Annotated in this window: 23 protein-coding genes; 15 read left to right on the forward strand and 8 right to left on the reverse strand. The window is 68.5% G+C overall.

Annotation, left to right across the window (positions count from 1 at the left end; all coding sequences use genetic code 11):
* Positions 1–37: 37 nt before the first annotated feature.
* Together B146_RS0115975 and B146_RS0115980 are read right to left on the reverse strand one after the other, a co-directional pair.
* Entirely contained in the window at positions 38–1,471 is a 1,434-nt protein-coding gene (locus B146_RS0115975) for an NAD(P)(+) transhydrogenase (Re/Si-specific) subunit beta (protein ID WP_019997471.1), read from the reverse strand.
* A gap of 13 nt (positions 1,472–1,484) precedes the next feature.
* Positions 1,485–3,053: a Re/Si-specific NAD(P)(+) transhydrogenase subunit alpha gene (locus B146_RS0115980; RefSeq protein ID WP_019997472.1), complete on the reverse strand. Its 1,569-nt coding sequence runs from the start codon at positions 3,051–3,053 to the stop codon at positions 1,485–1,487.
* Positions 3,054–3,326: 273 nt separating this feature from the next.
* On the opposite strand from B146_RS0115980, the gene B146_RS0115985 reads away from it, so the two are divergent.
* Complete coding sequence (locus B146_RS0115985; protein ID WP_026358651.1) at positions 3,327–4,037, forward strand: FadR/GntR family transcriptional regulator; 711 nt, start codon at positions 3,327–3,329, stop codon at positions 4,035–4,037.
* On the opposite strand, the gene B146_RS0115990 is transcribed toward B146_RS0115985, so the two are convergent.
* Positions 3,977–5,443: an aspartate ammonia-lyase gene (locus B146_RS0115990; protein WP_019997474.1), complete on the reverse strand. Its 1,467-nt coding sequence runs from the start codon at positions 5,441–5,443 to the stop codon at positions 3,977–3,979. The two genes, B146_RS0115985 and B146_RS0115990, sit on opposite strands and share 61 nt — an antisense overlap.
* A 240-nt stretch (positions 5,444–5,683) precedes the next feature.
* Here B146_RS0115990 and B146_RS0115995 point away from each other — a divergent pair, with 240 nt between their 5' ends.
* The 4 genes from B146_RS0115995 to purU all read left to right on the forward strand — a co-directional run bounded on the left by B146_RS0115995 (position 5,684) and on the right by purU (position 10,619).
* Complete coding sequence (locus B146_RS0115995; RefSeq protein ID WP_019997475.1) at positions 5,684–7,135, forward strand: amino acid permease; 1,452 nt, start codon at positions 5,684–5,686, stop codon at positions 7,133–7,135.
* Positions 7,136–7,146: 11 nt separating this feature from the next.
* Complete coding sequence (locus tag B146_RS0116000; protein WP_019997476.1) at positions 7,147–8,091, forward strand: asparaginase domain-containing protein; 945 nt, start codon at positions 7,147–7,149, stop codon at positions 8,089–8,091.
* A 205-nt stretch (positions 8,092–8,296) separates the two neighbouring features.
* A complete protein-coding gene (locus tag B146_RS0116005; RefSeq protein WP_019997477.1) occupies positions 8,297–9,697 on the forward strand; it encodes an L-serine ammonia-lyase in 1,401 nt (466 codons plus the stop codon).
* 37 nt (positions 9,698–9,734) lie between these two features.
* A complete protein-coding gene (gene purU / locus B146_RS0116010) occupies positions 9,735–10,619 on the forward strand; it encodes a formyltetrahydrofolate deformylase (RefSeq protein WP_019997478.1) in 885 nt (294 codons plus the stop codon).
* Positions 10,620–10,665: 46 nt separating this feature from the next.
* Here the strand turns inward: purU and B146_RS0116015 are convergent, their stop codons facing one another.
* Positions 10,666–11,355: a class II aldolase/adducin family protein gene (locus tag B146_RS0116015; protein WP_019997479.1), complete on the reverse strand. Its 690-nt coding sequence runs from the start codon at positions 11,353–11,355 to the stop codon at positions 10,666–10,668.
* Positions 11,352–12,362, reverse strand: a complete 1,011-nt coding sequence (locus B146_RS0116020; RefSeq protein WP_026358653.1) for a LacI family DNA-binding transcriptional regulator — start codon at positions 12,360–12,362, stop codon at positions 11,352–11,354. The genes B146_RS0116015 and B146_RS0116020 overlap by 4 nt, the downstream gene beginning before the upstream one ends.
* 228 nt (positions 12,363–12,590) lie before the next feature.
* Between B146_RS0116020 and B146_RS0116025 the strand changes: the two genes are divergently transcribed.
* The 7 genes from B146_RS0116025 to efeO (B146_RS0116055) all read left to right on the forward strand — a co-directional run bounded on the left by B146_RS0116025 (position 12,591) and on the right by efeO (B146_RS0116055) (position 20,702).
* Positions 12,591–13,493 (forward strand): sugar phosphate isomerase/epimerase family protein, encoded by a 903-nt coding sequence (locus B146_RS0116025; RefSeq protein ID WP_019997481.1) that lies wholly within the window; start codon positions 12,591–12,593, stop codon positions 13,491–13,493.
* A gap of 141 nt (positions 13,494–13,634) precedes the next feature.
* A complete protein-coding gene (locus B146_RS0116030) occupies positions 13,635–15,086 on the forward strand; it encodes an NCS1 family nucleobase:cation symporter-1 (protein ID WP_026358654.1) in 1,452 nt (483 codons plus the stop codon).
* 320 nt (positions 15,087–15,406) lie between these two features.
* Positions 15,407–15,820, forward strand: coding sequence for a Ros/MucR family transcriptional regulator (locus tag B146_RS0116035; protein ID WP_019997483.1), 414 nt, complete (start codon positions 15,407–15,409; stop codon positions 15,818–15,820).
* 683 nt (positions 15,821–16,503) lie between these two features.
* Positions 16,504–17,346 carry an iron uptake transporter permease EfeU gene (efeU, locus tag B146_RS0116040; protein WP_019997484.1) on the forward strand — a complete coding sequence of 281 codons (843 nt, stop codon included), beginning with the start codon at positions 16,504–16,506 and terminating at the stop codon, positions 17,344–17,346.
* A 9-nt stretch (positions 17,347–17,355) separates the two neighbouring features.
* Positions 17,356–18,564, forward strand: a complete 1,209-nt coding sequence (efeO, locus tag B146_RS0116045) for an iron uptake system protein EfeO (protein ID WP_019997485.1) — start codon at positions 17,356–17,358, stop codon at positions 18,562–18,564.
* Positions 18,561–19,868 carry an iron uptake transporter deferrochelatase/peroxidase subunit gene (gene efeB, locus B146_RS0116050; RefSeq protein WP_019997486.1) on the forward strand — a complete coding sequence of 436 codons (1,308 nt, stop codon included), beginning with the start codon at positions 18,561–18,563 and terminating at the stop codon, positions 19,866–19,868. Before efeO (B146_RS0116045) ends, efeB begins: the two co-directional genes overlap by 4 nt.
* Before the next feature lie 12 nt (positions 19,869–19,880).
* Positions 19,881–20,702, forward strand: coding sequence for an iron uptake system protein EfeO (gene efeO, locus B146_RS0116055; RefSeq protein ID WP_019997487.1), 822 nt, complete (start codon positions 19,881–19,883; stop codon positions 20,700–20,702).
* A 118-nt stretch (positions 20,703–20,820) separates the two neighbouring features.
* Here efeO (B146_RS0116055) and B146_RS0116060 read toward each other — a convergent pair whose 3' ends face one another.
* Entirely contained in the window at positions 20,821–21,207 is a 387-nt protein-coding gene (locus B146_RS0116060; protein ID WP_026358655.1) for a tautomerase family protein, read from the reverse strand.
* A 96-nt stretch (positions 21,208–21,303) separates the two neighbouring features.
* Between B146_RS0116060 and B146_RS0116065 the strand changes: the two genes are divergently transcribed.
* Positions 21,304–22,179, forward strand: coding sequence for a LysR substrate-binding domain-containing protein (locus B146_RS0116065; protein ID WP_026358656.1), 876 nt, complete (start codon positions 21,304–21,306; stop codon positions 22,177–22,179).
* 268 nt (positions 22,180–22,447) lie between these two features.
* Here the strand turns inward: B146_RS0116065 and B146_RS0116070 are convergent, their stop codons facing one another.
* Positions 22,448–23,464, reverse strand: a complete 1,017-nt coding sequence (locus B146_RS0116070; RefSeq protein ID WP_019997490.1) for an SDR family oxidoreductase — start codon at positions 23,462–23,464, stop codon at positions 22,448–22,450.
* 213 nt (positions 23,465–23,677) lie between these two features.
* The gene (locus B146_RS29380; RefSeq protein WP_162141948.1) at positions 23,678–23,902 is read right to left on the reverse strand and encodes a hypothetical protein; all 225 of its coding nucleotides are present in this window, start codon (positions 23,900–23,902) and stop codon (positions 23,678–23,680) included.
* 64 nt (positions 23,903–23,966) lie between these two features.
* Between B146_RS29380 and repA the strand changes: the two genes are divergently transcribed.
* The gene (gene repA, locus B146_RS0116075) at positions 23,967–25,175 is read left to right on the forward strand and encodes a plasmid partitioning protein RepA (RefSeq protein WP_026358657.1); all 1,209 of its coding nucleotides are present in this window, start codon (positions 23,967–23,969) and stop codon (positions 25,173–25,175) included.
* The gene (repB, locus tag B146_RS0116080; RefSeq protein WP_019997492.1) at positions 25,172–26,194 is read left to right on the forward strand and encodes a plasmid partitioning protein RepB; all 1,023 of its coding nucleotides are present in this window, start codon (positions 25,172–25,174) and stop codon (positions 26,192–26,194) included. The genes repA and repB overlap by 4 nt, the downstream gene beginning before the upstream one ends.
* Positions 26,195–26,343 lie beyond the last annotated feature (149 nt).

Here is a 26,343-nt window from a genome sequence, read left to right on the forward strand (position 1 = left end):
GCCGGGGCGAACCCCAAGCGCGCGAGGGATCGATCCCTCAGACCTGCTTCAGAAGCTCGTCGATCGAGCTTTTCGCGTCGCCATAGAGCATCCGCGTGTTCTCCTTGTAGAAGAGCGGATTCTCGATGCCGGAATAGCCGGTGCCCTGGCCGCGCTTCGACACGATGACGCGCCGCGCCTTCCAGACCTCGATCACCGGCATGCCGGCGATCGGAGAATTGGGGTCCTCCTCGGCGGCCGGATTCACGATGTCGTTGGAGCCGACCACGATCGCGACGTCGGTTTGGGGCAGGTCCTCGTTGATCTCGTCCATTTCCAGAACGATGTCGTAGGGAACCTTGGCCTCGGCCAGAAGCACGTTCATGTGCCCCGGCAGGCGGCCGGCGACCGGGTGGATGGCGAAGCGGACCGTCTTGCCCTTGGCGCGCAGCCGGCGCGTCAGCTCCGAGATCGAGCCCTGCGCCTGCGCCACGGCCATGCCGTAGCCCGGCACGATGACGATGGAGTCCGCCTCGTCCAGCGCCTGCGCGACGCCGTCGACCGAGATCGCCACCTGCTCGCCCGTGATCTCCTGCGCCGGGCCGCTCGCGCCGCCCCAGCCGCCGAGAATGACGGAGACGAAGTTCCGGTTCATCGCGCGGCACATGATGTAGGAGAGGATGGCGCCGGACGAGCCGACGAGAGCGCCGGTGACGATCAGGAGATCGTTTCCGAGCGTGAAGCCGATGGCGGCGGCCGCCCAGCCCGAATAGCTGTTCAGCATGGAGACGACGACGGGCATGTCCGCCCCGCCGATCGCCATGATGAGATGCCAGCCGAGCGCGCCGGCGAGGATCGCGACGAGGATCAGCGTCCAGATCCCCGCTCCGTTGAAGTAGAGAAGGCCGAGAAGCAGCGCGACCGCGACGCCCGCGAGGTTGATCGCGTGGCGGTTGGGCAGAACCAGCGCCTTGGAGTTGATGCGCCCCGAAAGCTTGCCATAGGCGACCACCGAGCCGGTGAAGGTGACGGCGCCGATGAAGACGCCGAGAAACACCTCGACCCGCATGATGGCGAGTTCCACCGGCGTCTTGGTGGCGAGCGTCGCGGCGAAGCCCGTCAGGAGATCGGCCGTGCCGGTATGGACGGCGTGGGCGACATGGGCGGCTTCGAGATCGGCGTTGAAGCCGATGAACACGGCGGCGAGGCCGACGAACGAGTGGAGCGCGGCGACGAGTTCGGGCATCTGCGTCATCTGCACGCGGCCCGCCAGCCAGCCGCCGGCGAGACCGCCGATGACGATGAGCGGCACGACCAGCCAGAGCGCGTGGAGCGCCGGCCCGGTGATCGTGGCGAAGATGGCGAGCGCCATGCCCACGATGCCGTACCAGACGGCGCGCTTGGCGCTTTCCTGGTTGGACAGGCCGCCGAGCGACAGGATGAAGAGAATGGAGGCGACGATATAGGACGCGCCGACGAGACCTTGGCTCATGGAACGACCTTCCTCAGCTCTTCTGGAACATCTTGAGCATCCGGCGCGTCACCATGAACCCGCCGAAAATATTGACCGAGGCCATGAGGATGGCGAGGCCGGCGAGAACCGACACGAGCCAGCCGGACGTCCCGACCTGCAGCAGCGCGCCGATGATGATGATCGAGGACACCGCGTTGGTGACGGCCATCAAGGGCGTGTGCAGCGCGTGGCTGACATTCCAGATGACGTGGTAGCCGACGAAGCAGGACAGGGCGAAGACCACGAAATGCTGCAGGAAGCTCGGCGGGGCCGTGAGCCCGATGAGCATCAGGAGCACCGCGCCGGCGGCGAGCAGCATGATCTGGCGCTGGCCGCTCTTCCTGGCGGCGGCCGCTTCGCGCGCGGCCTTGGCCTCATGGCTTTCCTCGGCCGCCTTCTTGGCGGGCTGCCTGGCGATGGCCTGGATCTTGGGCGGCGGCGGCGGATAGGTGATCGCGCCCTCGTGGGTCACGGTCGCGCCGCGAATGACGTCGTCCTCCATGTTGACGACGGGCACGCCGTCCTTCTTCGGCGTCAGGTCGTCCATCATGTGGCGGATATTGGTGGCGTAGAGGCTGGAGGCCTGTGTCGCCATGCGGCTCGGATAATCGGTGAAGCCGACGACGGTGACGCCGTTCTCGGTCTCGATGACCTCGTCGGGCACGGTGAGGTCGCAATTGCCTCCGCGCTCGGCGGCGAGATCGACCACGACCGAGCCCGGCTTCATCAGCGCGACCATGTCGGCGAGCCAAAGCTTGGGCGCGTCGCGGCCCGGAATCAGCGCCGTCGTGATGACGATGTCCACCTCGGGCGCCTGGGCACGGAAGAGCTCGAGCTGCTTGGCGCGGAACTCAGGCGAGGACGGGGCCGCATAGCCGCCCGTCGCCGCGCCGTCGGCGCTCTCCGCGAAGTCGAGGAACAGGAAGCTCGCGCCCATGGACTGGATCTGCTCGGCGACCTCGGGGCGCACGTCGAAGGCGCGCACTTCGGCGCCGAGCGACTGCGCCGCGCCGATCGCGGCCAGACCCGCGACGCCCGCGCCGATCACCAGGACCTTGGCCGGGGGCACCTTGCCCGCCGCCGTGATCTGTCCGGTGAAGAAGCGGCCGAAGCGGTTGCCGGCCTCGATCACGGCGCGATAGCCCGCGATATTGGCCATGGAGGACAGGGCGTCCATCTTCTGGGCGCGGCTGATGCGGGGCACCATGTCCATGGCGAGCGCGGTGACGCCGCGCGCGCGCAAGGTTTCCAGAAGCTCGGGGTTCTGTGCGGGGTAGAGGAAGGAGACGAGAATCTGCCCCTCGCGCGTCAGCTCCACTTCCTCGGGCTCGGGCGCGCGCACCTTGGCGACGATATCGGCCTCGGCATAGAGCGCGGCGGCATTGGGCAGGACGCGGGCGCCCGCCGCCTCATAGGCCGCGTCGGAAAAGCGCGCGGCGTCGCCCGCGCCGGTTTCCACGAGGCACTCGTAGCCGAGCGCTTTCAGCCGCGTGACGCTGTCGGGCGTCAGCGCGACGCGCCGCTCGCCCGGCTTGATCTCCCTTGGCACTGCGAACTTCATCAAGCTTCCATTCCTCCCAGCCGACCGGCCAAGCCGATCGGACGATGAGCCGGCGAGGCGACCTCCTGTCGCCCCGAGCTTCCGGCCCCGGCGCCTCTCCGCCGAATCCCCCGTCTTCGTGAGTCGCGCGCAAAAGCGCGCGGGCGAAAGTGACAGTTCTTGGCCGGCAATCAAGCGGCCATTTCGCAAGGGAGCGCTTATCGCGCGCGGGCGGACCGCCGGACCAAGGCGCGTCCGGTTGACAAGGCATCCCCCATCACGGAATTTGCGGCCATGAGCGCAACGCCCGATTGGTTTTCGGAAACAAGCCCCATCCAGCGCAAGAATTCGGCCGAGGCGGTGTTCGACGATCTGCGTTCGGCCATCACGGGCGGGCGCATCGCGGTGGGCACGCGGCTGCCGGCCGAAACGCGCCTCGCCGCGACCTACGGGGTCAGCCGCCCGGTGATCCGCGAGGCGCTGCGCTCGCTCCAGACGCTCGGACTGACGCAGACCCGCACCGGCAGCGGCACCTTCGTGGTGACGCCCGCGCCCTCTTCCGATCTCAGCTATAGCGGCTATTCGGCGCGCGATCTGATGGAAGCGCGGCCGCTCATCGAGGTCCCCGCCGCCGGCTGGGCGGCGGTGCGGCGCAGCGAGAGCGAGGCAGAGGCGCTGATCGCTCTCTGCGAGGCGATGGACCGCGAGGAGGACCCGCATCGCTGGGTGCGGCTCGATTCCGATTTCCACATGGCCTTGGCGGAGGCCTCCGGCAACGCCGTCTTCGCCAAGATCGTCGCCGAGGTGCGCGACGCGCTGATGCAGCAGTCGGGCCTCGTCAACATGATGGCGAGCCGGCGCCTCGCCTCCAACCGCGAGCACCGCGACATCGCCGTCGCGGTGCGGGACGGCGCGCGGGCCGAGGCCTCGCGCGCCATGGCGCGTCACCTCGGCGCGGTGGAAGAGGTCGTCACCGACATGATCGGCCCCGCCTCGAGCGCCTGAGGCGCGAGGACGGACCCGGGAAGATTCACGAGCCGTTCGGGCTGAAGCGCCGCCGCGAGTTCGGCTTCGGTCAGGAGCCCGCGCTCCAGGACGACCTCGGCGATGGTGCGCCCGGTCGCGAGCGCGTCGCGGGCGATCTCGCTCGCCTGATAATAGCCGATCAAGGGGTTCAGCGCGGCGGCCAGGCAGAGCGAATGGGCCAGCCGCTCGGCCATGACCTCGCGATTGGCGGTGATGCCGTCGACGCAGCGATCGGCCAGAACCCGCGCGGCGGCCGAGAGATGCGCGATGCTGTCGCTGAGCCCCCTGATGATCACCGGCTCGAAGGCGTTCAGCTGAAGCTGGCCGGCTTCCGCCGCCATGGTGATGGCGATGTCGTTGCCGATCACGGTGAAGGCGACCTGGTTCACGACTTCCGGGATCACCGGATTGACCTTGCCGGGCATGATGCTCGACCCCGCCTGCATCGGCGGCAGGTTGATCTCGTTGAAGCCCGCCTTCGGACCGGACGAGAGAAGCCGCAGGTCGTTGCAGGTCTTGGACAGCTTCACCGCGATGCGCTTCAGGACGCCGGACAGATGCACGAAGGCGCCGGGGTCCTGCGTCGCCTCGATGAGATCGGCGGCGGTCTCCAGCGGGCGGCCGGTCAGCTCGGCCAGATAGCGGCAGGCGAGCGCGGCATAGCCGGCGGGCGCGTTCAGCCCGGTGCCGATGGCGGTCGCGCCGAGATTGATCTCGTGCAGGAGCTTGGCCGATTCCAGAAGACGCAGCCGGTCCTCGCCGAGCATCACCGCGAAGACGCGGAATTCCTGGCCGAGCGTCATCGGCACGGCATCCTGCAACTGGGTGCGGCCGACCTTCAGGATCGTCTCGAACTCCGCCGCCTTGCGCGCGAAGGCCTGTTCCAGATGGTCGAGCGCTGCGGCGAGCCCGTCGATCGCCTCGATCAGCCCGACATTGATGGCGGTCGGATAAGCGTCGTTGGTGGACTGGCTGAGATTGACGTGGTCGTTCGGGTGAAGGCGCGCATAGTCGCCCTTGGCATGGCCGAGGATTTCCAGCGCCCGGTTGGCGATCACCTCGTTGGCGTTCATGTTGGTGGAGGTGCCCGCACCGCCCTGGATCACGTCCACCACGAACTGGTCATGCAAGGCGCCGGCGCGGATCTCGCGGCAGGCCGCGACGATGGCATCCCGCCTCGCCTCGTCGAGCTGGCCGAGTTCGGCGTTGGCGAGCGCCGCCGCCTCCTTCACGAAGGCCAAGCCCCGCACGAGATGGGTATAGCGGCCGATCGGGATGCCGGTGATCGGAAAGTTCTCCACCGCCCGTGCCGTGTGCACGCCCCAATAGCTGCCGTCCGGGATCTCCTTCACACCCAAGAGATCGACTTCCTTGCGCATCGCCATGTTTTCCTCCAATATCTGTCAAGCTGTAAGACAGATTTTCAGGCTAGGCTCGTCGATCATCCTCGTCAAACGGATTTCCAGCCGCTTGACGAAACGGCAGATCGGGCTTTAGAACGCCGGCAATCTGTATGACAGCTTGACAAATGGGCACCCGCCGGGACGGGCGGGGCCGATCGCGGATGCAGGGCCGACCCCCTGCCGCGAGCTTTGCGGGAGGAGACAGCGTTGAGCGCACCCATCATGGCCAAGGCCGAGCATTCCCTGGAGGTTGCCGAGAACCAGGGCTACCAGAAGGTCCTGAAGCCCCGGCAGATCCAGATGATCGCCATCGGCGGGGCGATCGGAACCGGCCTGTTTCTCGGCGCGGGCGGCCGCCTCGCCACCGCCGGCCCGGCGCTGATCTTCGTCTATGCGCTGTGCGGCTTCTTCGCCTTCCTGGTGCTGCGCGCGCTCGGCGAGCTCATCATGCATCGCCCGACCTCGGGCTCCTTCGTGTCCTATGCCCGCGAGTTCTACGGCGAGAAGATGGCCTTCGCGGTCGGCTGGATGTACTGGCTGAACTGGGCCATGACGGCGGTCGCCGACGTCACCGCCGTCGCGCTCTACATGAACTTCTTCAAGCAGTACCTGCCCATCCTTGTCGGCATCGACCAATGGGTCTTCGCGCTGGTGGCGCTGGTTCTGGTTCTGGCGATGAACCTTCTCTCGGTGAAGGTCTTCGGCGAGCTGGAATTCTGGTTCAGCCTGATCAAGGTCCTGGCGCTCGTCACCTTCCTCGTGGTCGGCGTCTATTTCGTCGCCTTCGGCACGCCGGTGGAGGGCCATGTCGTCGGCTTCAGCCTGATCACCGACAATGGCGGCTTCTTCCCGAACGGCATCCTGCCGGCCTTCGTCATCATCCAGGGCGTCGTCTTCGCCTATGCCTCGATCGAGCTGATCGGCACCACGGCCGGCGAGACCGAAGACCCGCGCAAGATCATGCCGGCGGCGATCCGCACCGTGGTCGTGCGCCTTCTCGTCTTCTATGTCGGCTCGGTCGTGCTCCTGTCGCTGCTCCTGCCCTACAGCGCCTACAAGTCGGGCGAGAGCCCCTTCGTCACCTTCTTCGGCTCGATCGGCGTCGAGGGCGCGGATGTCGTGATGAATCTCGTGGTTCTGACCGCCGTTCTCTCCTCGCTGAATGCCGGTCTCTATTCGACGGGCCGCATTCTCCATTCCATGGCCCTGTCGGGCTCGGCCCCGGCGGCGCTGGCGAAAATGAACAAGGCCGGCGTGCCCTATGGCGGCATCGCCGTCACCGCCGCCGTCACAGCGCTCGGCGTCGGGCTCAACGCCGTCCTGCCCTCCATGGCCTTCGAGATCGCGCTGAACCTCGCGGCGCTTGGCATCGTCAGCGCCTGGGCGGTCATCATCCTGTGCCAGCTGAAGCTCTGGCAGAAGGCCCGCCGGGGCGAGATGAAGAGGCCGGAGTTCCGCATGTTCGGCGCGCCCTATACCGGTCTCCTGACGCTTGCCTTCCTGTTCGGCATCATCGTCCTCATGGCCTTCGACTATCCGATCGGCAGCTGGACGGTGGCCTCGCTCATCGTGATCGTGCCGACGCTGGTGATCGGCTGGTTCCTGGCGCGCGAGCGCATCTCCGCCATCGCCGCCGCGCAAGGGTCGGCGGGCACCGACCGGCCCATCCTGTGACGGGAAGCATCATGAAGCCCCGCGTGGCGCTCGTCGCCACGGGCGGCACCATCGCCAGCCGGCGGGAGGCGGACGGCGCGAGCCGCCCGTCGCTCGGCGGCGACAGCCTTCTGGACGCGCTCGGCGACATCGGGCTCGCGATCGAGCCGGTCGATCTGATGGCCAAGGACTCCTCCAGCCTGACGGCGGCCGACATGCAGGCCGTCAGCACCGAGGTCGGCGCGCTTCTGGCCGACCCGGACCTTGCCGGCGTGGTCGTGCTCCACGGCACGGACGCGATGGAGGAAACCGCGCTTCTGGTGCAGCTCCAGAATCAGCCCGCGCGCCCCGTCGTCTTCACCGGCGCGCAGTTCACCGCCGACCATCCAGAGGCCGATGGTCCGGGCAATCTCGCCGCCGCGCTGCGGCTCGCGGGCGGCCTGGACGGCGGCGGGGCCGGGCGCGGCGTTCTCCTCGCCTTCGGCGGGCGCGTCCTGCCGGCCTGGAGCCTCTACAAGCGCTCGGCGGATGCGCCGGACGCCTTCCGCCAGTCGCTGCCGCAGGACAATCCGCGCGAGGCGCCGCTGCCCGGCGATATCGGCGCCTTGCGCGTCGATATCGTGTCCATTCATCCGGGCTGCGACGGCGCGCTGGTGGAGGCGAGCCTTGCGGCGGGCGCCGACGGCATCGTTCTCGCCGCGCTCGGCTCGGGCAATGCGACGCAGGCCGTGGTGGAGGCGGTCGGCCGCGCCCATGCGCGGGGCGTTCCGGTCGTCGTGTCGAGCCGCGTGCCGGAAGGGCGCCTCGTCGCCTCCTATGGCGGGGGCGGCGGCGGGCACGATCTCGCCGGCGCGGGGGCTATCCATTCGGCCGAGCTGCGGCCGGGTCAGGCGCGCATCCTGCTTCTGGCGCATCTGGCCGCCGGCACGCCCCGCGACGCCCTGCGCGCCGCCTTCGCCGCGCGCACCAGCGCTTGACGCGCCAACAACCCGCCATCGCTTCGCCTCGAGGGCGATGGCGCGATCCTGCGCCGAACATGGCGTGAATCTCCTGTTTCCCGGACCCGGCGGTCTCTAGGCTGGCGCGACGGATGGCGGGTGCGCCAGCGCGAGACGGGCGGAGGGGCGATGGCCCCGGCCCCGAACGCTTGAGTGCAGCCAGCCAGCGGAGACTTCGGCAATCATGTTTCTCAGCACTCTCGACCTCTACAAGATCGGCATCGGCCCTTCGAGCTCCCACACGATGGGGCCGATGACGGCGGCCGCGCGCTTCCTGCGCGAGGTCAGCGAGGGGCACTGGCCCCGGCCGCAAGGCGCGAGCGTGGCGCGGCTGCGCGTCTTCCTGCATGGCTCGCTCGCCTTCACCGGCGTCGGCCACGCGACCGACCGCGCCGTGGTGCTCGGCCTTGCCGGCTTCGAGCCCGCGACGATCGACCCGGACCGGGTGGAGGAGGTCGTCGCCTCGGTGAAGGCCGAGGGCCGGGTGCGACCCGAGGGCCATCCCGCCTACCTCTTCGATTTCGCCCGCGATCTCGTGTTCGACCGCGAGCGCGCCCTGCCCGGCCACGCCAACGGCATGGCCTTCGAGGCGCTCGACCGCAACGGGCTGATGCTGCTGCGCCGCGTCTATTACTCCATCGGCGGCGGCTTCGTCGTGGACGAGGACGAGCTGCAGCGAAAGGACGACCCGGCGCCACCGAGCGACGCGCCCAAAGTCCCCTTCCCCTTCCAGTCGGCCGCCGAGATGCTCGCCATGGCCGAGCGCTCGAAGCTCTCGATCGCCGAGATGCAGCGCGCCAACGAGCTGACCGTCCTGTCCGAGCGCGAGCTTGACGCGCGGCTCGACGCCATCGCCGAGACCATGGCCGATTGCGTGCGGCGCGGGCTTCGCGAGGACGGGATCATGCCGGGCGGCCTCAAGATCCGCCGCCGCGCCAAGGCGATCCACGACCGCCTGCAGGAGGACGCCAGGCGCAACGTCTTCCAGCCGCTTCTGGCGAACGACTGGCTGTCGGTCTACGCCATGGCGGTCAACGAGGAGAATGCCTGCGGCGGGCGGGTCGTCACGGCCCCAACCAACGGCGCGGCGGGCGTCGTGCCCGCCGTGATGCAATATGTCAGGCATTTCCACCCCGAGGCCGGCGCGCGGGAGCTGCGCGCCTTTCTTCTCACCTCGGCGGCGATCGGCGGCATCATCAAGCGCAACGCCTCGATCTCGGGCGCCGAGGTCGGCTGCCAGGGCGAGGTCGGCTCGGCCTCGGCCATGGCGGCGGCGGGCCTCGCCGCGTTGATGGGCGCGACGCCGCTTCAGGTCGAGAACGCCGCCGAAATCGCGCTGGAGCATCACCTGGGCATGACCTGCGATCCCGTGCGCGGCCTCGTTCAGGTGCCCTGTATCGAGCGCAACGCCTTCGGCGCGGTGAAGGCCGTCACCGCCGCCTCGCTCGCCATGAAGGGCGAGGGCCTGCATTTCGTGCCGCTCGACGCCTGTATCGAGACCATGCGCCAGACCGGGCGCGACATGGACCATCGCTACAAGGAAACCAGCCTCGGCGGCCTTGCCGTGAACCTGCCCGAGTGCTGACGCCGCCCCTCCCCCGCCCGCTCCCCGAGGTCTTCAGATGAGCCAATATATCCTCACCGCCTCCTGCGCCTCGACGCGCGGCATCGTGGCGGCGGTGTCGAGCCATCTCGCCGCGCGCGGCTGCAACATCCTGGATTCGGCGCAGTTCGTGGATCGGGACGCGGATCGCTTCTTCATGCGCGTCGGCTTCGACGCCGAGGAGACGCCGGATCTCGCCGCCATCGAGGCCGGCTTTGCCGAACTCGCCGAGCGCTTTTCCATGCGCTACAGCTTCCACGACACGTCGCGGCGCATGAAGGTGCTCCTCATGGTGTCGCGCTTCGGCCATTGCCTCAACGACATCCTCTATCGCTGGCGCATCGGGGCGCTGCCGATCGACATCGTCGGCGTCGTCTCCAACCATCTCGACTATCAGAAGCTCGTGGTGAACCACGACATTCCCTTCCACCACGTGCCCGTCACCAAGGCCAACAAGGCGGAGGCGGAAGCCCGCATCCTCGCGATCGCGCAGGACGCCGGCACCGAGCTGATCGTGCTCGCGCGCTACATGCAGGTCCTGTCCGACGCGATGTGCCGGGACATGTCGGGCCGCATCATCAACATCCACCACTCGTTCCTGCCGAGCTTCAAGGGCGCGAACCCCTACAAGCAGGCCTTTGAGCGCGGCGTGAAGCTGATCGGCGCGACGGCGCATTACGTCACCGCCGATCTCGACGAGGGGCCGATCATCGAGCAGGACGTCGCGCGCGTCACGCACGCCCAGTCGGCCTCCGACTATGTGACGATCGGCCGGGACATCGAGGCGCAGGTTCTCGCCCGCGCCATCCACGCCCATATCCATCACCGCGTCTTCCCGAATGGCGACCGCACCGTGGTCTTCCCGGCCTCGCCCGGCGAACACGCCTCCGAGCGCATGGGCTGAGGCGCGACGGCACGGGCGGCCCGTCCGCCCGCCGAGGGGCGCTGCGTCAGCGCGCCTGCGGCGTGTCCGACACGTCGGCGAGGTCCGGCGCGTGCCCGTAGCTCATGTTGCGCATCTGCTGGAGGACGCGCTCCATTTCCTCGTCGGGCAGGACCGTCGGCTCGCCGAGCACCCGCGCCTGGACATAGAGCCGCGCGAGGGTTTCGACCTCGATCGCCAGCGCCAGCGCCGCCTCCTGCGTGCGGCCGAGGGCGATCTGCCCGTGCTGGCCGAGAAGGCAGGCGAGCCGGCCCTCCAGCGCCTCGATCGCGGCATCCGAAAGAGCCTGCGTGCCGAACGTCTCGTAGCGCGAGCAGCGGATCGTCGTGCCGCCGGCCACCGCGACCATGTAGTGAAAGCTCGGAATGGTGACGTGGTGGACCGCGAGCGTCGTCGCATAGACCGAATGGCAATGCAGGACGCAGTCGATCTCGGGCCGCGCGGCGAGAATGTCGCGGTGGAAGCGCCATTCCGAGGAGGGCCGGCGCGCGCCCTCGAACGTGCCGTCGAAGCGCATCTGCACGAGATCGCTCGGCTGCATCCGCTCGTAGGGCAAGGAGGTCGGCGTGACCAGAAAGCCCCCGGCGTTGCGCACCGACAGGTTGCCCGCCGTGCCCTGGTTGATGCCGCTCGCATTCATGCGGCGGCAGGTGGCGACCATCTCCTCGCGAAGGGCGGCGTCGTCGGTGGCACTCATCGGGGGATCGCTCCAGAAGGGATGCGCGTCGAGGCGCGCGGGGTCAGGGTGCAGGGAAGGCGGATGGCGCCGGTTGGGCTCTCGTCGCCGTCGAGCCGGGCGCGCAGCCGCGCCCAGGCGGCTTTCGCCATCGCCTCCACCGGCTGAAGCACGGCGGTGAGCGGCGGCGTGACGAGGCGCATCCAGTCCATCTCGTCGAACGAGGCGAAGGCGATGTCGCGGGGGATCGCGAGCCCCATCGCGCCGATCAGCTGGAAACTCGCGAGCGAGGACGGATGATCGAGCGCGAAGAGCGCGTCGGGGCGGCGTTCGGACAGGCGCGGCCGGAGCCGGCGGGTGACGCTGTCCGCGTCGAAGCCGACCTCCAGCATCTCGGCCGTGAGCGGCCCGGCGGCGCCCTGGAACCCGTCCCAGCGCTCGGCGATATTGGCGATGCGAAGGCTGCTGCCGATCACGAGACAGGAGCGCGCGCCCGCCTCCCGCAGATGCCCCGCCATGGCGGCGCAGACCGGGCCGTTGTCGACGGCCACGAGATCGAAGCGCCCCTCGTCCGGCAGCCGGTCGGCCACCACGGTCGGCAGGGCGTGATCGGCCGGCAGGCGCCCGACCAGCGCGCCGTCGCAGGGAATGACGATCAGCCCGGCCGGGCGCCAGGCGCGCAGGCTCGCCAGCCGGTGCGCCTCCTCGGCCGGATCGTTGCGCGAGGACAGGACGGCGAGGTCGAACCCGTCGCCCCGCGCCTCGTGTTCGAGAACCGAGACGAAGGCGGCGAACATCGGATTGGCGAGATCGGGAACCACCACGGCGGCGAGCGTCGCCTTCTTGGCGCGCAGCCGCGCGGCGTTGACGTCGCGGACATAGCCGAGCTCGCGGATCGCCGCGCGCACCCGCTCGGCGACGTCCACGGCGACGCTCGCCTTGCCGTTCACGACATTCGACACGGTGGCGATCGACACGCCGGCGCGCGCGGCCACCATGCGGATCGACGGCACGCTCCCTCGCGGCATCGAAAGCTCCCCCATACGTCGCCCGGAGGCCTCCTCGAAAGGCATCAGGGAGACGATCCGCCGCGCTTTCGATGAAACGTTTCACGAGAGGCTAGACAGGGGCTTGCGAGGTGTCAATCATGGGCGGGCAAGGCGGCGCGGGAGGGCGCCGGCTTCTCGAGCGATGCGCCGACGCGCCGCTCGGGGACGCGCAACCCGGCCGGACAGGCCGATCGAGGGAGGAAACGCATGAACAAGCTGGGTGTCCACGCGCTGGTCTGGGAAGCGGGCTGGAGCGAGGCGGAATGCGCGCGCGCCATCGGCAAGACCGCCGAGATCGGCTTCGACTTCATCGAGGCGCCGGCGCTCGATCCGAGCCTGATCGATCCCGTCTTCACCAGCCGGCAGCTCGAACAGGCGGGGATCGGCATCAATTTCTCGCTCGGCCTCGGCTTCGACTGCGACATCTCCTCCGGGGACCCGGAGAAGCGACGGCGCGGCCAGCGGAAGCTGGAGGACGCGGTCGCCGTGTGCCGCGACTGCGGCGGCACCACGATCGGCGGCATCCTTTATTCGGGCTTCGGCAAATACGACCGGCCGCCGAGCGCCGAGGGCATCCGCCAATCGGCCGAAACGCTGGCCGAAGTGGCGCGGATCGCGGCGCGAAGCGGCATCACGCTCGCGCTGGAAGTGGTGAACCGCTACGAGACCAATATCTGCAACACCGCCGCGCAGGGCGTCGAGATGGTGCGGCTCGTCGGCGAGCCCAACGTCAAGGTGCATCTCGACGTCTACCACATGAATATCGAGGAATCCGACATCGCCTCGGCGATCGTCGAGACCGGCCCCGACATCGGCTATTTCCACACGGGCGACTCGCATCGCGGCTATCTCGGCTCGGGCTCGATCGACCAGACCGCCGTGTTCCGCGCGCTGGTGCGCGCCCGCTACGAGGGGCCGATCACCTTCGAGAGCTTTTCCTCGCGCGTCGTCGGCCAGCCGCTGGAAGGCATTCTCGGCATCTGGCGCAACCTGTGGGAGGACAGCCACGACCTCGCCGCCCATGCGCTGATCTACACCAAGGCCCAGCTCAAGGCCGCCCGGGAAGCCGAGCGTCAGGCACGCGAGCGCAGCCGCCTGCCGCTCGGCTGAGCGCAGCCCTTGGTGCTCACCCACAAGTGATAGGTCGGGGGTCTTGAAATAACGTCGGCGTGACCATTGCCTTTGGTCACCCGGCGCGTCAGCATCCGCGATCGGGCCGGAATTCGTTCCGGCGCGTTCGAGGAGGGCCTGATGACACAACTGACCGATGCGTCGCCGAACCTGTGCAACGAGGATCTCGCGCCGGCGCGCGAGCGCAACTGGGGTGCGTTCTCGATCTTCAACGTCTGGACGTCGGACGTTCACAGCCTCTGGGGCTATTATCTCGCCGCCAGCCTGTTCCTGTTCTGCGGCAGCTTCGCCAATTTCCTCGTGGCGATCGGCGTCGGATCGCTCATCATCTTCGCGCTCATGCACATGGTGGGTCTGGCCGGCGTGCGCACCGGCGTTCCCTTCCCGGTTCTCGCCCGCGCCTCCTTCGGCATCTGGGGCGCGAACTTCCCGGCCATCGTGCGCGCCATCGTCGCCTGCTTCTGGTACGGCGCGCAGACGGCGGCCGCGTCCGGCGCCATCGTGGCGCTCCTGATCCGCAACGACGCGCTTCTCCAGTTCCACCAGTCGAGCCACATGCTCGGCCATTCGACGCTGGAGGTCATCTCCTATGTCGTGATCTGGGGCCTGCAGCTCCTCATCATCCAGAACGGCATGGAAACGGTGCGCCGGTTCCAGGACTGGGCCGGCCCGGCGGTCTGGGTCATGATGCTGCTTCTCGCCGTCTATCTCGTGGTGAAGTCGGGCGGCTTCTCGTTCCACCACACGATCCCGATGGATGTGCTTCTGGAGAAGACCAAGGATGCGGGCGTGCCCGGCCTTCCCGGCTCGCCGGCGGCGCTGGCCGCCGTCGCGGCGATCTGGGTCACCTATTTCTCGGCGCTCTATCTGAACTTCTGCGACTTCTCGCGCTACTGCCCGAGCGAGCGCTCCCTGACGGTCGGCAATCTCTGGGGCCTGCCGGTCAATCTCATCCTGTTCTCGCTGGTGGCCGGCGTCACCACGATCGCCGCCTTCAACGTCTATGGCGAGGTGCTGCTGCATCCCGACCAGATCTCGGCCAAGTTCGACAGCTGGGTTCTGGCGCTGCTGGCCGCCATCACCTTCGCGGTGGCGACGCTCGGCATCAATGTCGTCGCGAATTTCGTCTCGCCCGCCTTCGACTTCGCCAATGTCTTTCCCCGGCATATCGACTTCAAGAAGGGCGGCTACATCGCGGCGCTGATCGCGCTCGTGCTCTATCCCTTCGCGCCCTGGGAAGGCGGCGCGGCGCATTTCGTCAACATGATCGGCAACACGATGGGCCCGATCTTCGGCGTGATGATGGTGGACTATTACCTGATCCGCAGGGGCCGGGTGGATGTCGCGGCCCTGTATCGCGAACACGGCGAGTTCCGCTTCGGCAATGGCTGGCACACCAACGCGCTCGTCGCGGCCGGGATCGGCATCGTGTTTTCCTCGATCCTGCCGGGCCTGACCTCGCTCATGCCCTCCTGGTGGGGCGTCTATGGCTGGTTCTTCGGCGTCGCCATCGCCGGCACGATCTACTACGCCCTGCGCGCTTCGCAGAAGAGCGCGGCCGTTCCGGCCTGACGCATGGGGGTCTGCCGGAAAGGGCGGCGTGGAAGCGCCGCCCTTTTTTCATCCTGCCCCGGTTGCGCCGGTTCCCCGATGTTTCCCCGTGCTGGATCGGCCGGATCGACCGGCTCGAAGAATCCAGCCTTGCCAGCCTTTCTCACCCATAAGGTTCGCCGGGCCGGAGGCATGGACTCCGCCCGATGTTGCAAGGCCCGCGCGCCGGCTCGACATTCGCGCGCGGCGACCTATGCTCGCGAACACTTAAGCCGACTTGAACCTTGCTTAAACGCCTCGAAGCGACTACCACGCCGTCTCGATTCTTCGAGGAACTACAGATGTCAGAAACCAGTCACGCCGAGGCGCTCGAGCAGACCGTGGAGATCGTTTCCGCCTATGTCAGCAACAGCCATGTTCCGCGTGAGGATCTGGTGCGGTTGATCGGCGACGTGTTCGCCGCTCTGAAAGGCGTCGGCGCGGCGAAGGTGGAGGAAGCGGCGCCCGCGCAGCCGCTCGTGCCCGCCGTGCCCATCAAGAAGTCCATCACGCCCGACCACATCATCTGCCTGGAAGACGGCAAGAGCTTCAAGTCGCTGAAGCGCCATCTCTACACCAAATACGGGCTGACGCCGGAGGAATACCGCGCCAAGTGGGGCCTGCCGAGCGACTATCCGATGGTCGCCGCCAACTACGCCGCCAAGCGCTCGGAGCTCGCCAAGAGCATCGGCCTCGGCCGCAAGGGCATCGACTGACCCGGGCGCAAGGTCGCCGGGGATGATCGGAGGCCGGTGACGGCGGTCGCCTTGCCGCGCCTGCCCTGCGACGGGATCGGGCGCGTCTGCGGCAAACGCCGAAGCGTAGCGCTCGACCCGCTCGGTTGTGGCGGAAGTGTTTGACGCTGGGAGGCCGTTCAAAGGCACGATCGGAATCGTCCGACGGGCCCTGTGCGCTCGGCTTCATCCCTGCCCCTGCCCCTGCCCCTTGCCCGGCCGCTGGCATGGATGGCCTTCGACGCGGCGCAGATGCAAAGAGCCCCTCGCCTCTCGTTGCTTGAAGCGCCCGATAGTGTCTGCGGGACGGGCGCAGCCTCGGGTTGAGCGGACATTGGCCAAGGCCGCAGTCTCGGAAAAGCGCAAGTCGGTTTCGCCCCAGTAGCGGTCGCATGAAACGCGCCGGCTCGTCCCGCCTTGCGCCCTCCCCTCCCCTCTTCGCTTTTTTCCACACCATCCGCCGCGCCCGCCGCCGCTCGCCGCGCGCCGCGCGAACACGCCCCGGCACGCGCTCAACTCACTCCCGCCTTGCCTCGGCAGGCCCGCTCGGCTGTTGCAAGTTTGGAACGGTTCCAGAACAAAATATTTGCTGACAAATTCGTGAAGGATTAAGAGGGCGACACGGGCCGCCGCCCGTTCCGTCGCACTCCATCGGGGGACCGACCATGCTCGTCCCGTTTCTCATCATGCTCCGCGAGGGGCTGGAAGCTGCCTTGATCGTCGGGATCGTAGCCGGCTATCTGACGCGCAGCGGGCGCGCCGCCTGGATGCCCGCCGTGTGGATCGGCATTTTCCTGGCCGCCGCCCTCGCGCTTTTCGTCGGGGCCGGCCTGCAATTGGCCAGCGCCGAGTTTCCCCAGCGCACGCAGGAACTGTTCGAGGCCGGGGTCGGCTTCGTGGCGGTCGCGATTCTCACCTCCATGGTGCTCTGGATGCGCAAGGCCGCCCGCTCGCTGAAGGCCGAGTTGCAGACCTCGGTGGATGCCGCGCTGACCGGCTCCAGCGCCCGGGGCTTGGCGCTCGTCGGTCTCGTCTTCTTCGCCGTGGCGCGCGAGGGTCTGGAATCGGTGTTCTTTCTTCTGGCGATCTTCCAGCAGAGCCCCGGCGCGGCCGGGCCGCTCGGCGCGCTTCTCGGCCTTCTCGTCTCGGCGCTGCTCGGCTACGGCATCTATCGCGGCGGCGTGCGGCTCGACCTTGCGCGCTTCTTCCGCTGGACCGGCGTCTTCATCCTCTTCGTCGCGGCGGGGCTTCTGGCCGGCGCGCTGCGCCATCTGCACGAGGCCGGCGTCTGGAACGCGATGCAGGGCGTCGCTTTCGATCTCTCCCCGATCCTGCCCGAGGACGGTCTCGTCGGCAGCGTGCTCGCCGGCCTTTTCGGCTACATGGCGAGCCCCCGGGTCGGCGAACTTCTGGCCTATGTCCTCTATCTCGCCGTCGCGCTCACCCTCTTCCTGCGTCCCGCCGCGCCCCGTTCCGCCGGCGCGCGCCCGGCCGCCGCGCTGCGCTGAGAGCCCCCGATGACCGACCAGCACCCCTCCCCGCCGCCTTCGCCGCCCGCCGGCTCCAACCGCGTCCTCTGGTGGGGCGCGGCGGGCTCGGGGCTCCTGATGCTCGCGGGCCTTGGCGCCTTCGCCTATGCCTCGCAGGTCGCCGCCGGGCGCTCGGCCGGCGCGGACATCGTCACCGTGACGCTCGCCGACAAGGTGTGCCAGCCGAACGAGATCCGCGTTCCCGCCGGCGCGACGAGCTTTCGCATCGTCAACCAGACCGACCGCGCGGTGGAATGGGAAATCCTCGACGGCGTGATGGTGGTGGAAGAGCGCGAGAACATCGCGCCTGGCCTGTCGCAGACGCTGACGACGCGCCTCAAGCCCGGCACCTACGCGATCACCTGCGGCCTCCTGTCCAATCCGCGCGGCCAGCTCGTGGTGACGCCCGCCTCCGACAATGCCGCGCCCGAGCGCCCGGCCCTTCTCGCCTTTGTCGGCCCGCTCGCCGAATATCAGGTCTATCTCGCGCTCGAAGCGCGCGACTTCACGCGCAAGGCCGAGGCGCTCGGTGAGGCCATCCGCGCGGGCGACCTCGCCAAGGCCAAGGCGCTCTATGGCGAGGCCCGCGCCCCCTATCTGCACCTCGCTCCCGTCGCGGGTCGCATGGCCGATCTCGCCAACACGATCGACCCGCTCGCGACCTATCTCGAAAAGCGCGAGGCCGATCCCGCCTTCACCGGCTTCCACCGGATCGAATACGGGCTCTTTGCCCGCTCCAGCCTCGACGGGCTCGCCCCCGTGGCGCAGAAGTTCGAAGCCGATGCCGAAACGCTTCGCGCGCGGCTGCGCACGGTGAAGCTCGCGCCGGACGATCTCGCCAATGGCGCCGCGCGCAGTCTCCGCGCGCTCGCCGACACGACGGCGGGTGGCGGCACGGAGCTTTACGCCCGCACCGACCTCGCCGATTTCGAAGCGGTTCTGGCCGGCGCCGCGAAGATCGCGACGCTCCTGAAGCCCGTCGCCGAGGAGGCCGCGCCGCAACCCTTCGCGAGTGTCGACGCGCGCCTGTCCGCGCTCCGAGCCAGACTCGCGGCGCTGGAAGGACCGAGCGGCTTTCCCGCCTTCGACACGCTGGGCGCTGCGCAGCGCGAGGCGCTGGCGAGCGACGCCCGCGCGCTGGCCGAGAGTTTCGACCAATTGAACACGGCCCTTGGAACGGCTGGAGACAACGCATGACCGACAGCAAGTCGAAGGGTTTCTTCACCAACCGGCGCCAGCTTCTGGCCGGCCTTGCGGGCGGCGCGGCGGCGGCCGCCGCCGCGACCGGCCTGCGCCCCGCCTCGGCGGAACAGCGCCCGGAAGCGCAGGTAGCCGACGCGCCGCAGAGCCTTGCCGCGCGCGACAGCCAGCCCTTTCACGGGCTGCATCAAAGCGGCATCGTCACCCCGCGCCCGGCCGCCGGCATGGTGGTCGCCTTCGACACGCTGGCCGACAATCCGGACGAGGTCGAGCGTCTGTTCCGCACGCTGACCGAGCGGTTCCGCTTTCTCATGGCGGGCGGGCCGGTGCCGGAGCTCGACCCCAAATTGCCGCCCGCCGATTCCGGCATTCTCGGCCCCGTGGTCGCGCCCGACAATCTCACCATGACCCTGTCGCTCGGCGAGAGCTTCTTTGCCAACCGGCCCTGGCTCACGGATCTGAAGCCCCGGCATCTCCAGCGCATGATCGCCTTTCGCAACGACGCGCTCGACCCGGACCTCTGCCACGGCGATCTCACGATCCAGATCTGCGCCAACACGCCGGACGCCACGATCCACGCGCTGCGCGACGTCATCAAGGCGCTGCCCGATCTCCTCCTCGTGCGCTGGAAGCAGGAAGGCACGGTGCCGATCACCTCGCCGAGCCCGGACGGCACGCATGAGAGCGCGCGCAATTTCCTCGGCTTCCGCGACGGTTCGGCCAATCCGAATTCGCAGGATGCGGGTCTCATGGACGAACTCGTCTGGGTGAACGCCGCCCATGAGGAGCCGGACTGGGCCAAGGCCGGCTCCTATCAGGCGGTGCGCCTCATCCGCAATTTCGTGGAGCGCTGGGACCGCACGCCGCTCGGCGAGCAGGAGGCGATCTTCGGACGGCGCAAGGCGAGCGGCGCGCCGCTCGGCGGCGGGCGCACCGAAGCCGACCTGCCGGACTACGCCGCCGATCCGGCGGGCGCCGTCACGCCGCTCACCGCCCATATCCGCCTCGCCAATCCGCGCCGCCCGGACACGCAGAAGAACCGCATCCTGCGCCGGCCCTTCAACTATTCCAACGGCGTGACGCGCAACGGCCAGCTCGACCAGGGCCTCCTCTTCATCAGCTATCAGGCCGATCTCGACGCCGGCTTCATCGCCGTCCAGCGCCGCCTCGATGGCGAGCCGCTGGAGGAATACATCAAGCCGGTCGGCGGCGGCTATTTCTTCACCCTGCCGGGCGTTCGCGACGAGGCCGATTTTCTCGGCGGCTCGCTCCTGCGCGCGGCGGCCGATCTCAAAGCCTGACGGAGACATCTCATGACGAAGACCCTTCTCGCCGGCGCGGCGTTCGCAGCGCTTCTCGCCGCTCCCTCGCTGGCGCTCGCCAAGGTCTCGCCCCTCGACCTCGTGCAGCCGGTCGCCGAGTACAAGATCTATGTCTCGGAGAAGCTGGAGACGCTGACGAAGGACACGAAGGCCTTCACCGACGCCATTAAGGCCGGCGATGTCGAGAAGGCCAAATCGCTGTTTGCGCCGACGCGCATGAGCTACGAGGCCGTGGAGCCGATCGCCGAGCTCTTCTCCGATCTCGACGCCTCGATCGACTCGCGCGCCGACGACCACGAGAAGCGCGAGGAAGACCCGGGCTTCACCGGCTTCCACCGGCTCGAATACGGGCTCTTTGCCAAGAACTCGACGGAAGGCCTCGCGCCCATCGCCGACAAGCTGATGGCCGACGTGACCGATCTCGAAAAGCGCATCGCCGACCTCGCCCTGCCGCCCGAGAAGGTGGTGGGCGGCGCGGCCGTCCTGATGGAAGAGGTCGCCGCGACCAAGATTTCCGGCGAGGAGGATCGCTACAGCGGCACCGACCTCTGGGACTTCAAGGCCAATTTCGACGGCTCCAAGACGATCTTCGATCTCGTGCGCCCGCTGATCGAGAAGGACGACGCCGGTTTCGTCGCCAAGGTCGACAAGAGCTTCGCGACGGTGGACACGACGCTCGCCAAGTATCGCAAGGGCGAGGGTTACGAGAATTACGAGAAGCTGACGGACGGCGATCGCAAGATTCTCGCCGCCAATGTCAACACGCTGGCCGAAGACCTCTCCACCCTGCGCGGCAAGCTCGGGCTGAACTGACCGGGAGCGCGCAAGGCGAAGACGCTTGGGGGAAGGGGCGGGCGACGTCCCTCCCCTGCCCCGCCGGTGTCTCGCTTGCAGCGCGCGGCGAGCGCTGCGCCGATTTTGCCCTCGCCCGTCACGCCCCCGCGCGGCGGGCGGCCTGCGTCCGCCCGCCATAGCCCCAGCTCTCTGCTTCGACCTCGCGGACGACCACATAGGTGGCGAGCGGCAACTCCCCCGCCGCGCCTGTGGCAAGCAGTGCGTGGGCCTGTTCCACGAAGCGCGCCTTTTCCTCGACGCTGTTCGTGCCCGCCGTGATCGTCGCTTCCAGATGCGCCGCCGGATCGACCGGCGCGCCGCCGACGCTCCAGGCGCCTTCGGGCGCGCCTTCGATCAGCACCGCCGTCAGACCGGCGCGTTTGCCGAGGCAGGTGGCCATGAGCGCCGTGACCTCGGCCTGCATTTGCCGCGTCTGTTCGATCGAGCGCGGCGCGTCGGCAAGGCGAATGTGGACGAAAGGCATCGGGTTTTTCTCCTCCAGGTTGACCCGGCGAGCATGGACCGTCATGCTCGCTGAAGAAAATCGCGTCTTTCCAAAGCGAGGATTGTGGAATCCTGCATGGTTGCGCCCAAGCGAAACCTCGATATGGACGTGCTGCGCACCTTCGTGGCCGGGCTCGATCTCGGGAATTTCGCGCGCGCGGCCGAACAGCTCGGCCGCTCGCCTTCGGCGGTCAGCCTGCAACTGCGCAAGCTGGAGGATCAGATCGGCCAGCCGCTTCTGCGCAAGCAGGGGCGCGGACTGGTGCTGACGGAAGCGGGCGAGCGCCTCGCTTCCTATGCGCGCCGCATTCTCGTTCTCAACGACGAGGCGTGCCTGGCGCTCGGCGCCCTCACCCGCTTCGAGGGCTGGGTGCGCGTCGGCGTGCCCCAGGATTTTGCCGAAACCTGGCTGCCCGACCTCCTCGCCGGTTTCGAGCGCGCCCATCCGCGCGTTCGCATCGAGGCGCGGGCCGATCGCGGCGCGGCCATGGCCGACGCGGTGGCGGTCGGCGATCTCGACCTCGCGCTGACCTGGGGGCGGCTTGGCCGAGTGGAGAGCGAGATCGTCGGGCAGCGCAATCTCCTCTGGATCGGCAACGACCAGTTCCGCCGCGATCCGGACGCGCCGCTGCCGCTCGTGCTCCTGGACACGCCCTGCGCCTTTCGCGCCGCCGCCATCGCGGCGCTGGACCGGGCGGGCATCGCCTGGCGGGCGAGCTTTGCCACCACGAGTCTCGCTGGCGTCTGGGCCGCCGTGCGCGCCGGGCTCGGCGTCACCCTGCGCACCAGCGACGCCCTGCCCGCCCCCTTGCGCGCGCTGGCGCCCGAGGACCACGGCCTGCCGCCGCCCGGCACGCTCGATCTCGCCTTGCATCGCCCTTTGAGCTCATCGAGCGACGCGGTGTCGGGCTTCTGCGATCTCCTCGTCGCGGCGGCCCGGAAAGTCTCCTAGACGGAAAGAGGGAACCCGCGGCGTCGGAGGATCAGGTTTTCCGGCATCTCCGGGCGAACCGCGCGGCTTGCCCTACTGCGAGGACCATCGCGAAATCCCAACCGTGCCGCCGACACCGACCGCGTTTCGCTTCCAGTGAGCGGAACGAACATCGCCCGAGCATCCTTCGCCCGGAGACCCGTCTTTGGCTCTCGAACCCAAAGCGGGCGACACCGCCCGCCCCGCCTCGACGCTGGAGGCCTCGTTCGAAGCCCCCGCCCCCTGCCTCTCACATCCGGTCGTGTCGCCCGATCCGTTTCATCGCGCCGCGCGCGACCGCGCCCGCCAAGAGCAGCCCGGCCAGCGCGCCGGCTTTCAGGAGATCGACCTGCGAGCGCGTCACGAATTCATGGCGTGTGGGAATGACGCGGTCGCGGCTCGGCCCGTCGATGCGCGCCGAGCCTGGCGCGGGCGTATCGAGATTGCCCTCGCGCGGCGGCATGGGCGCGCCCTGCTGCGCATCCTTCATGCCCGCCGCCTTCCGATCGGCAAAGCCCGGCGCGATGGCCTGCGCCAGCGCCATCATCAGGGTGGAGCGCCCGACCCAGATTTCGCGCTCGCCGCTGCCGACGGCCGAGAAGGCGGCCTCGGCGCAGAGGCGCGGATCGAAGAGCGGATCGGGAATGACCTGCGCATGGCCCGTGCGATTGCGCGCCCAGGTCGGCTGGGGCGTGTTGACGCCCGGCAGATAGACGACGCTCAGGCGGATGGGCGAGCCTTCGGCGATGAGTTCGGCGCGCAGCGAATCCGTGAAGCCGCCGACCGCCGCCTTGGCCCCGCAATAGGCGGCCTGAAGCGGCGCCGCGCGGAAGGCGAGGCCGGATGATATCTGGATGATCGCCCCGCGACCGCGCCGGCGCTCCTGCGCCTTCATCACGCGCAGCGCCGCGAGCGTCCCGTAGATTTGCGAGAAATAGGTGGTCGCCGTCACGCGCTGATATTCCTGCGCCGTGATCTCGTGCGCCGGGGCGACCACGGTGGACATGGCATTGTTGACCCAGGCGTCGATCCCGCCGAACTCGGCCTGAACGCGATCGGCCGCCGCGTCGACGGCTTTGGCGTCGGCGACGTCGCAGGGGATGGCGAGAACCGGAACGCCATAGGCTTCGAGTTGCCGTGCCGCCTCCTGCAGCCGCGCCTCGCCGCGCGCGAGAATAGCGACCTGCCATCGCGCCCGCGCGAAGCGCTCGGCAATGGCGAGCCCGATCCCGGCGCTGGCACCCGTCATGACGACTGTCTTCATCATCCGCATTCTCCTTCTGGCCTTCGGAAATGCGCGAGGGGTGATCGGGTTGCCGGGTCGGAACGCGACGAGTTGTCAGATGACAACGAGCAAAGACGGGAGAAGGGAGGTGAGACGGGTCGCACACAAGGCTGCAGGTGGCGACTCGGCGCGGAAGCTATTAAGATTTGAGAAACCCGCCCGTGGGCGCGAGTCGTCTTGCGACTCACCGGGGCGTCAGCGCGGCACGAGCGACGCCGCGTTTTCCCGCAGCGCATGGATTGGTTCGCTCTCGCGCGGCGCGAGGGGGCGGGCCAGTCTCCATTCTGCCAAGTCCTTGATTTCACGGGAGGGCAGGGGGTTCGGCAGCCTTTCGAACGCGCTGATTTGCGCTTCGAACCACGCGACTGCCGAAGCTTTCGTGGACTTGTCAAGGGGTGCTTGCGACTCGGACGGAATCATGAGCAAATGCCAGACGGAATTTATCCGTCTGACGCCATTAGTCCGTCTGAGGTTAGAGAGACACATGAAAGCCGCCCGGCCCCAGCCTGCGCCGCCGACCAATGCGACGCAGCGAATCACACAGCATGCCGAGCTGCTTTCGGCGCAGCTTCGCTCCATGCGCGACGCGATGTTTCCGCCGACAGCGCAGAAGAGTTTGCGGAGTTTTTCCTCCGGTGAAGTCGCGCGGATCGTAGGTGTTTCAGACGGTTACCTGCGTCAACTGTCCCTCGATGGGTTAGGACCTGTCCCCACTTTATCCTCGGGGGGTCGGCGCTCCTATACACTCGGTCAGATGAACGAGCTGCGCACCTTCCTTTCCCAACATCGACCCAAGGAGGCCCTGGCCTTCGTCCCCCGCCGGCGCGCGGGCGAAAAGCTGCAGGTCCTGGCCGTCGCCAATTTCAAGGGCGGCTCGGCCAAGACCACGACCTCGCTCTATCTGGCGCAATATCTGGCGCTGCAGGGCTATCGCGTGCTCGCCATCGATCTCGACCCGCAGGCGTCGCTTTCGGCCATGTTCGGTTACCAGCCTGAATTCGACATCGGCGCGAACGAAACGCTTTATGGCGCGATCCGCTATGACGACGAGCGCCGACCTTTGCGCGAGGTGATCCGCCCGACCTATTTCGAGGGCATCCACCTCGTGCCCGGCAATCTCGAGCTGATGGAGTTCGAGCACGAGACGCCGCGCGCCATGATGCGCGGCGACCGGGGGCGGGACATCTTCTTCCGTCGCGTCTCGGGCGTCATCGCGGAGGTCGAGGCCGATTACGATATCGTCGTCATCGACTGCCCGCCGCAGCTCGGCTTCCTGACGGTCGGCGCGTTGAACGCCGCGACGGCGCTTCTCGTCACCATCCATCCGCAGATGGTGGACGTCGCCTCGATGAGCCAGTTTCTGCTGATGACGGCCGATCTCATGAGCGTCGTGGAGGATGCCGGCGGCAAGCTCGATCTCGATTTCGTGCGCTATGTCGTGACGCGCCATGATCCGAACGACGTGCCGGAAGCGCAGATCGTCGCGCTTCTGCGCGGCCTGTTCCGCGAGGACGTGCTGGCTGCGACAGCCTGGAAGTCGACCGCCATCGCCAATGCCGGGCTCACCAAGCAGTCGCTCTACGAGCTCGATCGCGGCGCGGTGGGCCGGGCCGCCTATGACCGCGCGCTGGAAAGCGTCAATGCCGTCAACGCGGAAGTGGAATCCTTGGTGCAGGGGGCCTGGGGACGATGAACAAGCGCTCCAAATCGATCGCCTCGATCTTCGCCACGCGGCCGGAAGCGGAAGAGTTGTCATCTGACAACGCCGCTCGGCCGCCTCGCGTTTCGTCCGGCTCGGTGCGCTCCATGAAGGAGAGCTTCAGCCAGATCGAGCGCGAGAACGAGACGCTGCGCCAGAGCCTGTCGGAGGGCGCGCGCATCGTCGAGGTCGATCCGTTCCTGGTCGATCCCTCGCCCTATGCGGACCGCTTCAATGACGAGGACGATCCGACGTCCTTCGACGCGCTGGTGGCCTCGATCGCGGAGAACGGGCAGGAAGTGCCGGTTCTCCTGCGCACCCATCCGCAAGACCCCGCGCGGTTCCAGACCGCCTTCGGCCATCGCCGCCTGCGCGCGGCGCGGGCGCTCGGTCGCCCCGTGCGCGCCGTCGTCAGAGAAATGGACGACGAGGCGCTGGCGCTGGCGCAGGGCATCGAGAACTCGGCGCGCCAGGACCTGACCTTCATCGAGCGTGCCGTCTTCGCCGCGCGGCTGGAGGATGCCGGGCAGAACCGGCAGGTGATCGGCCGGGCGCTGAATGTCGACAAGGCCGAGGTCTCCAAGCTGATCGCGACGGCGCGCGCCGTGCCGGATGCGCTCGCACGGCATATCGGCCGCGCGCCGAAGGTGGGGCGCACGCGCTGGCAGGCGCTGGTGGAAGCGCTGAAAGGCGAGGGGGCCTTGGAGCGGGTCGAGGCGCATTGTCATACCGCGCCCACCGGTCTCACCTCCGACGAGCGCTTCACGGCGGTTCTCGCCGCAGCCAAGCGCGCGCCGACAGCTGCGCCCCCCGCCCCGGCGGAGCGGCCGATCCTCGCCCGGTCCGGTCGGCGGGTGGCGACGCTGACGCGCAGCGAGCGGGATGCCAGGCTGGTGATCGATCGCGAGGCCGGCACCGGCTTTGCCGATTTCCTGGCCGAGCGCCTGCCCGATCTCTTCGACGCCTATGAGCGCGAACGGGGCTCCGACCCCTCGCGGGGCGGTTCGTCATGAGCGCGGCGCTGACCAAGCGGGGAGGGCGCCCGCGCGGCGACCGGACCGCTCGCGGTCGGCGCCCCTTGTCGCGCGCGGTGTTCCGCGCGCTGTCTCATTCGGCCGGTTGCGCGTCTCGCGCCCGGCCGCAGCCGATCATCAACGAGGAG

Source organism: Aureimonas ureilytica DSM 18598 = NBRC 106430 (assembly GCF_000382705.1).
GTDB lineage: Bacteria > Pseudomonadota > Alphaproteobacteria > Rhizobiales > Rhizobiaceae > Aureimonas > Aureimonas ureilytica.

Excerpts from the sequence above, each read along its gene's own strand:
- B146_RS0115975 (WP_019997471.1), bottom strand. The coding sequence starts at position 1,471 with ATGAGCCAAGGTCTCGTCGGCGCGTCCTATATCGTCGCCTCCATTCTC.
- B146_RS0115980 (WP_019997472.1), bottom strand. The coding sequence starts at position 3,053 with ATGAAGTTCGCAGTGCCAAGGGAGATCAAGCCGGGCGAGCGGCGCGTC.
- B146_RS0115985 (WP_026358651.1), top strand. The coding sequence starts at position 3,327 with ATGAGCGCAACGCCCGATTGGTTTTCGGAAACAAGCCCCATCCAGCGC.
- B146_RS0115990 (WP_019997474.1), bottom strand. The coding sequence starts at position 5,443 with ATGGCGATGCGCAAGGAAGTCGATCTCTTGGGTGTGAAGGAGATCCCG.
- B146_RS0115995 (WP_019997475.1), top strand. The coding sequence starts at position 5,684 with ATGGCCAAGGCCGAGCATTCCCTGGAGGTTGCCGAGAACCAGGGCTAC.
- B146_RS0116000 (WP_019997476.1), top strand. The coding sequence starts at position 7,147 with ATGAAGCCCCGCGTGGCGCTCGTCGCCACGGGCGGCACCATCGCCAGC.
- B146_RS0116005 (WP_019997477.1), top strand. The coding sequence starts at position 8,297 with ATGTTTCTCAGCACTCTCGACCTCTACAAGATCGGCATCGGCCCTTCG.
- purU (WP_019997478.1), top strand. The coding sequence starts at position 9,735 with ATGAGCCAATATATCCTCACCGCCTCCTGCGCCTCGACGCGCGGCATC.
- B146_RS0116015 (WP_019997479.1), bottom strand. The coding sequence starts at position 11,355 with ATGAGTGCCACCGACGACGCCGCCCTTCGCGAGGAGATGGTCGCCACC.
- B146_RS0116020 (WP_026358653.1), bottom strand. The coding sequence starts at position 12,362 with ATGCCGCGAGGGAGCGTGCCGTCGATCCGCATGGTGGCCGCGCGCGCC.
- B146_RS0116025 (WP_019997481.1), top strand. The coding sequence starts at position 12,591 with ATGAACAAGCTGGGTGTCCACGCGCTGGTCTGGGAAGCGGGCTGGAGC.
- B146_RS0116030 (WP_026358654.1), top strand. The coding sequence starts at position 13,635 with ATGACACAACTGACCGATGCGTCGCCGAACCTGTGCAACGAGGATCTC.
- B146_RS0116035 (WP_019997483.1), top strand. The coding sequence starts at position 15,407 with ATGTCAGAAACCAGTCACGCCGAGGCGCTCGAGCAGACCGTGGAGATC.
- efeU (WP_019997484.1), top strand. The coding sequence starts at position 16,504 with ATGCTCGTCCCGTTTCTCATCATGCTCCGCGAGGGGCTGGAAGCTGCC.
- efeO (WP_019997485.1), top strand. The coding sequence starts at position 17,356 with ATGACCGACCAGCACCCCTCCCCGCCGCCTTCGCCGCCCGCCGGCTCC.
- efeB (WP_019997486.1), top strand. The coding sequence starts at position 18,561 with ATGACCGACAGCAAGTCGAAGGGTTTCTTCACCAACCGGCGCCAGCTT.
- efeO (WP_019997487.1), top strand. The coding sequence starts at position 19,881 with ATGACGAAGACCCTTCTCGCCGGCGCGGCGTTCGCAGCGCTTCTCGCC.
- B146_RS0116060 (WP_026358655.1), bottom strand. The coding sequence starts at position 21,207 with ATGCCTTTCGTCCACATTCGCCTTGCCGACGCGCCGCGCTCGATCGAA.
- B146_RS0116065 (WP_026358656.1), top strand. The coding sequence starts at position 21,304 with ATGGTTGCGCCCAAGCGAAACCTCGATATGGACGTGCTGCGCACCTTC.
- B146_RS0116070 (WP_019997490.1), bottom strand. The coding sequence starts at position 23,464 with ATGATGAAGACAGTCGTCATGACGGGTGCCAGCGCCGGGATCGGGCTC.
- B146_RS29380 (WP_162141948.1), bottom strand. The coding sequence starts at position 23,902 with ATGATTCCGTCCGAGTCGCAAGCACCCCTTGACAAGTCCACGAAAGCT.
- repA (WP_026358657.1), top strand. The coding sequence starts at position 23,967 with ATGAAAGCCGCCCGGCCCCAGCCTGCGCCGCCGACCAATGCGACGCAG.
- repB (WP_019997492.1), top strand. The coding sequence starts at position 25,172 with ATGAACAAGCGCTCCAAATCGATCGCCTCGATCTTCGCCACGCGGCCG.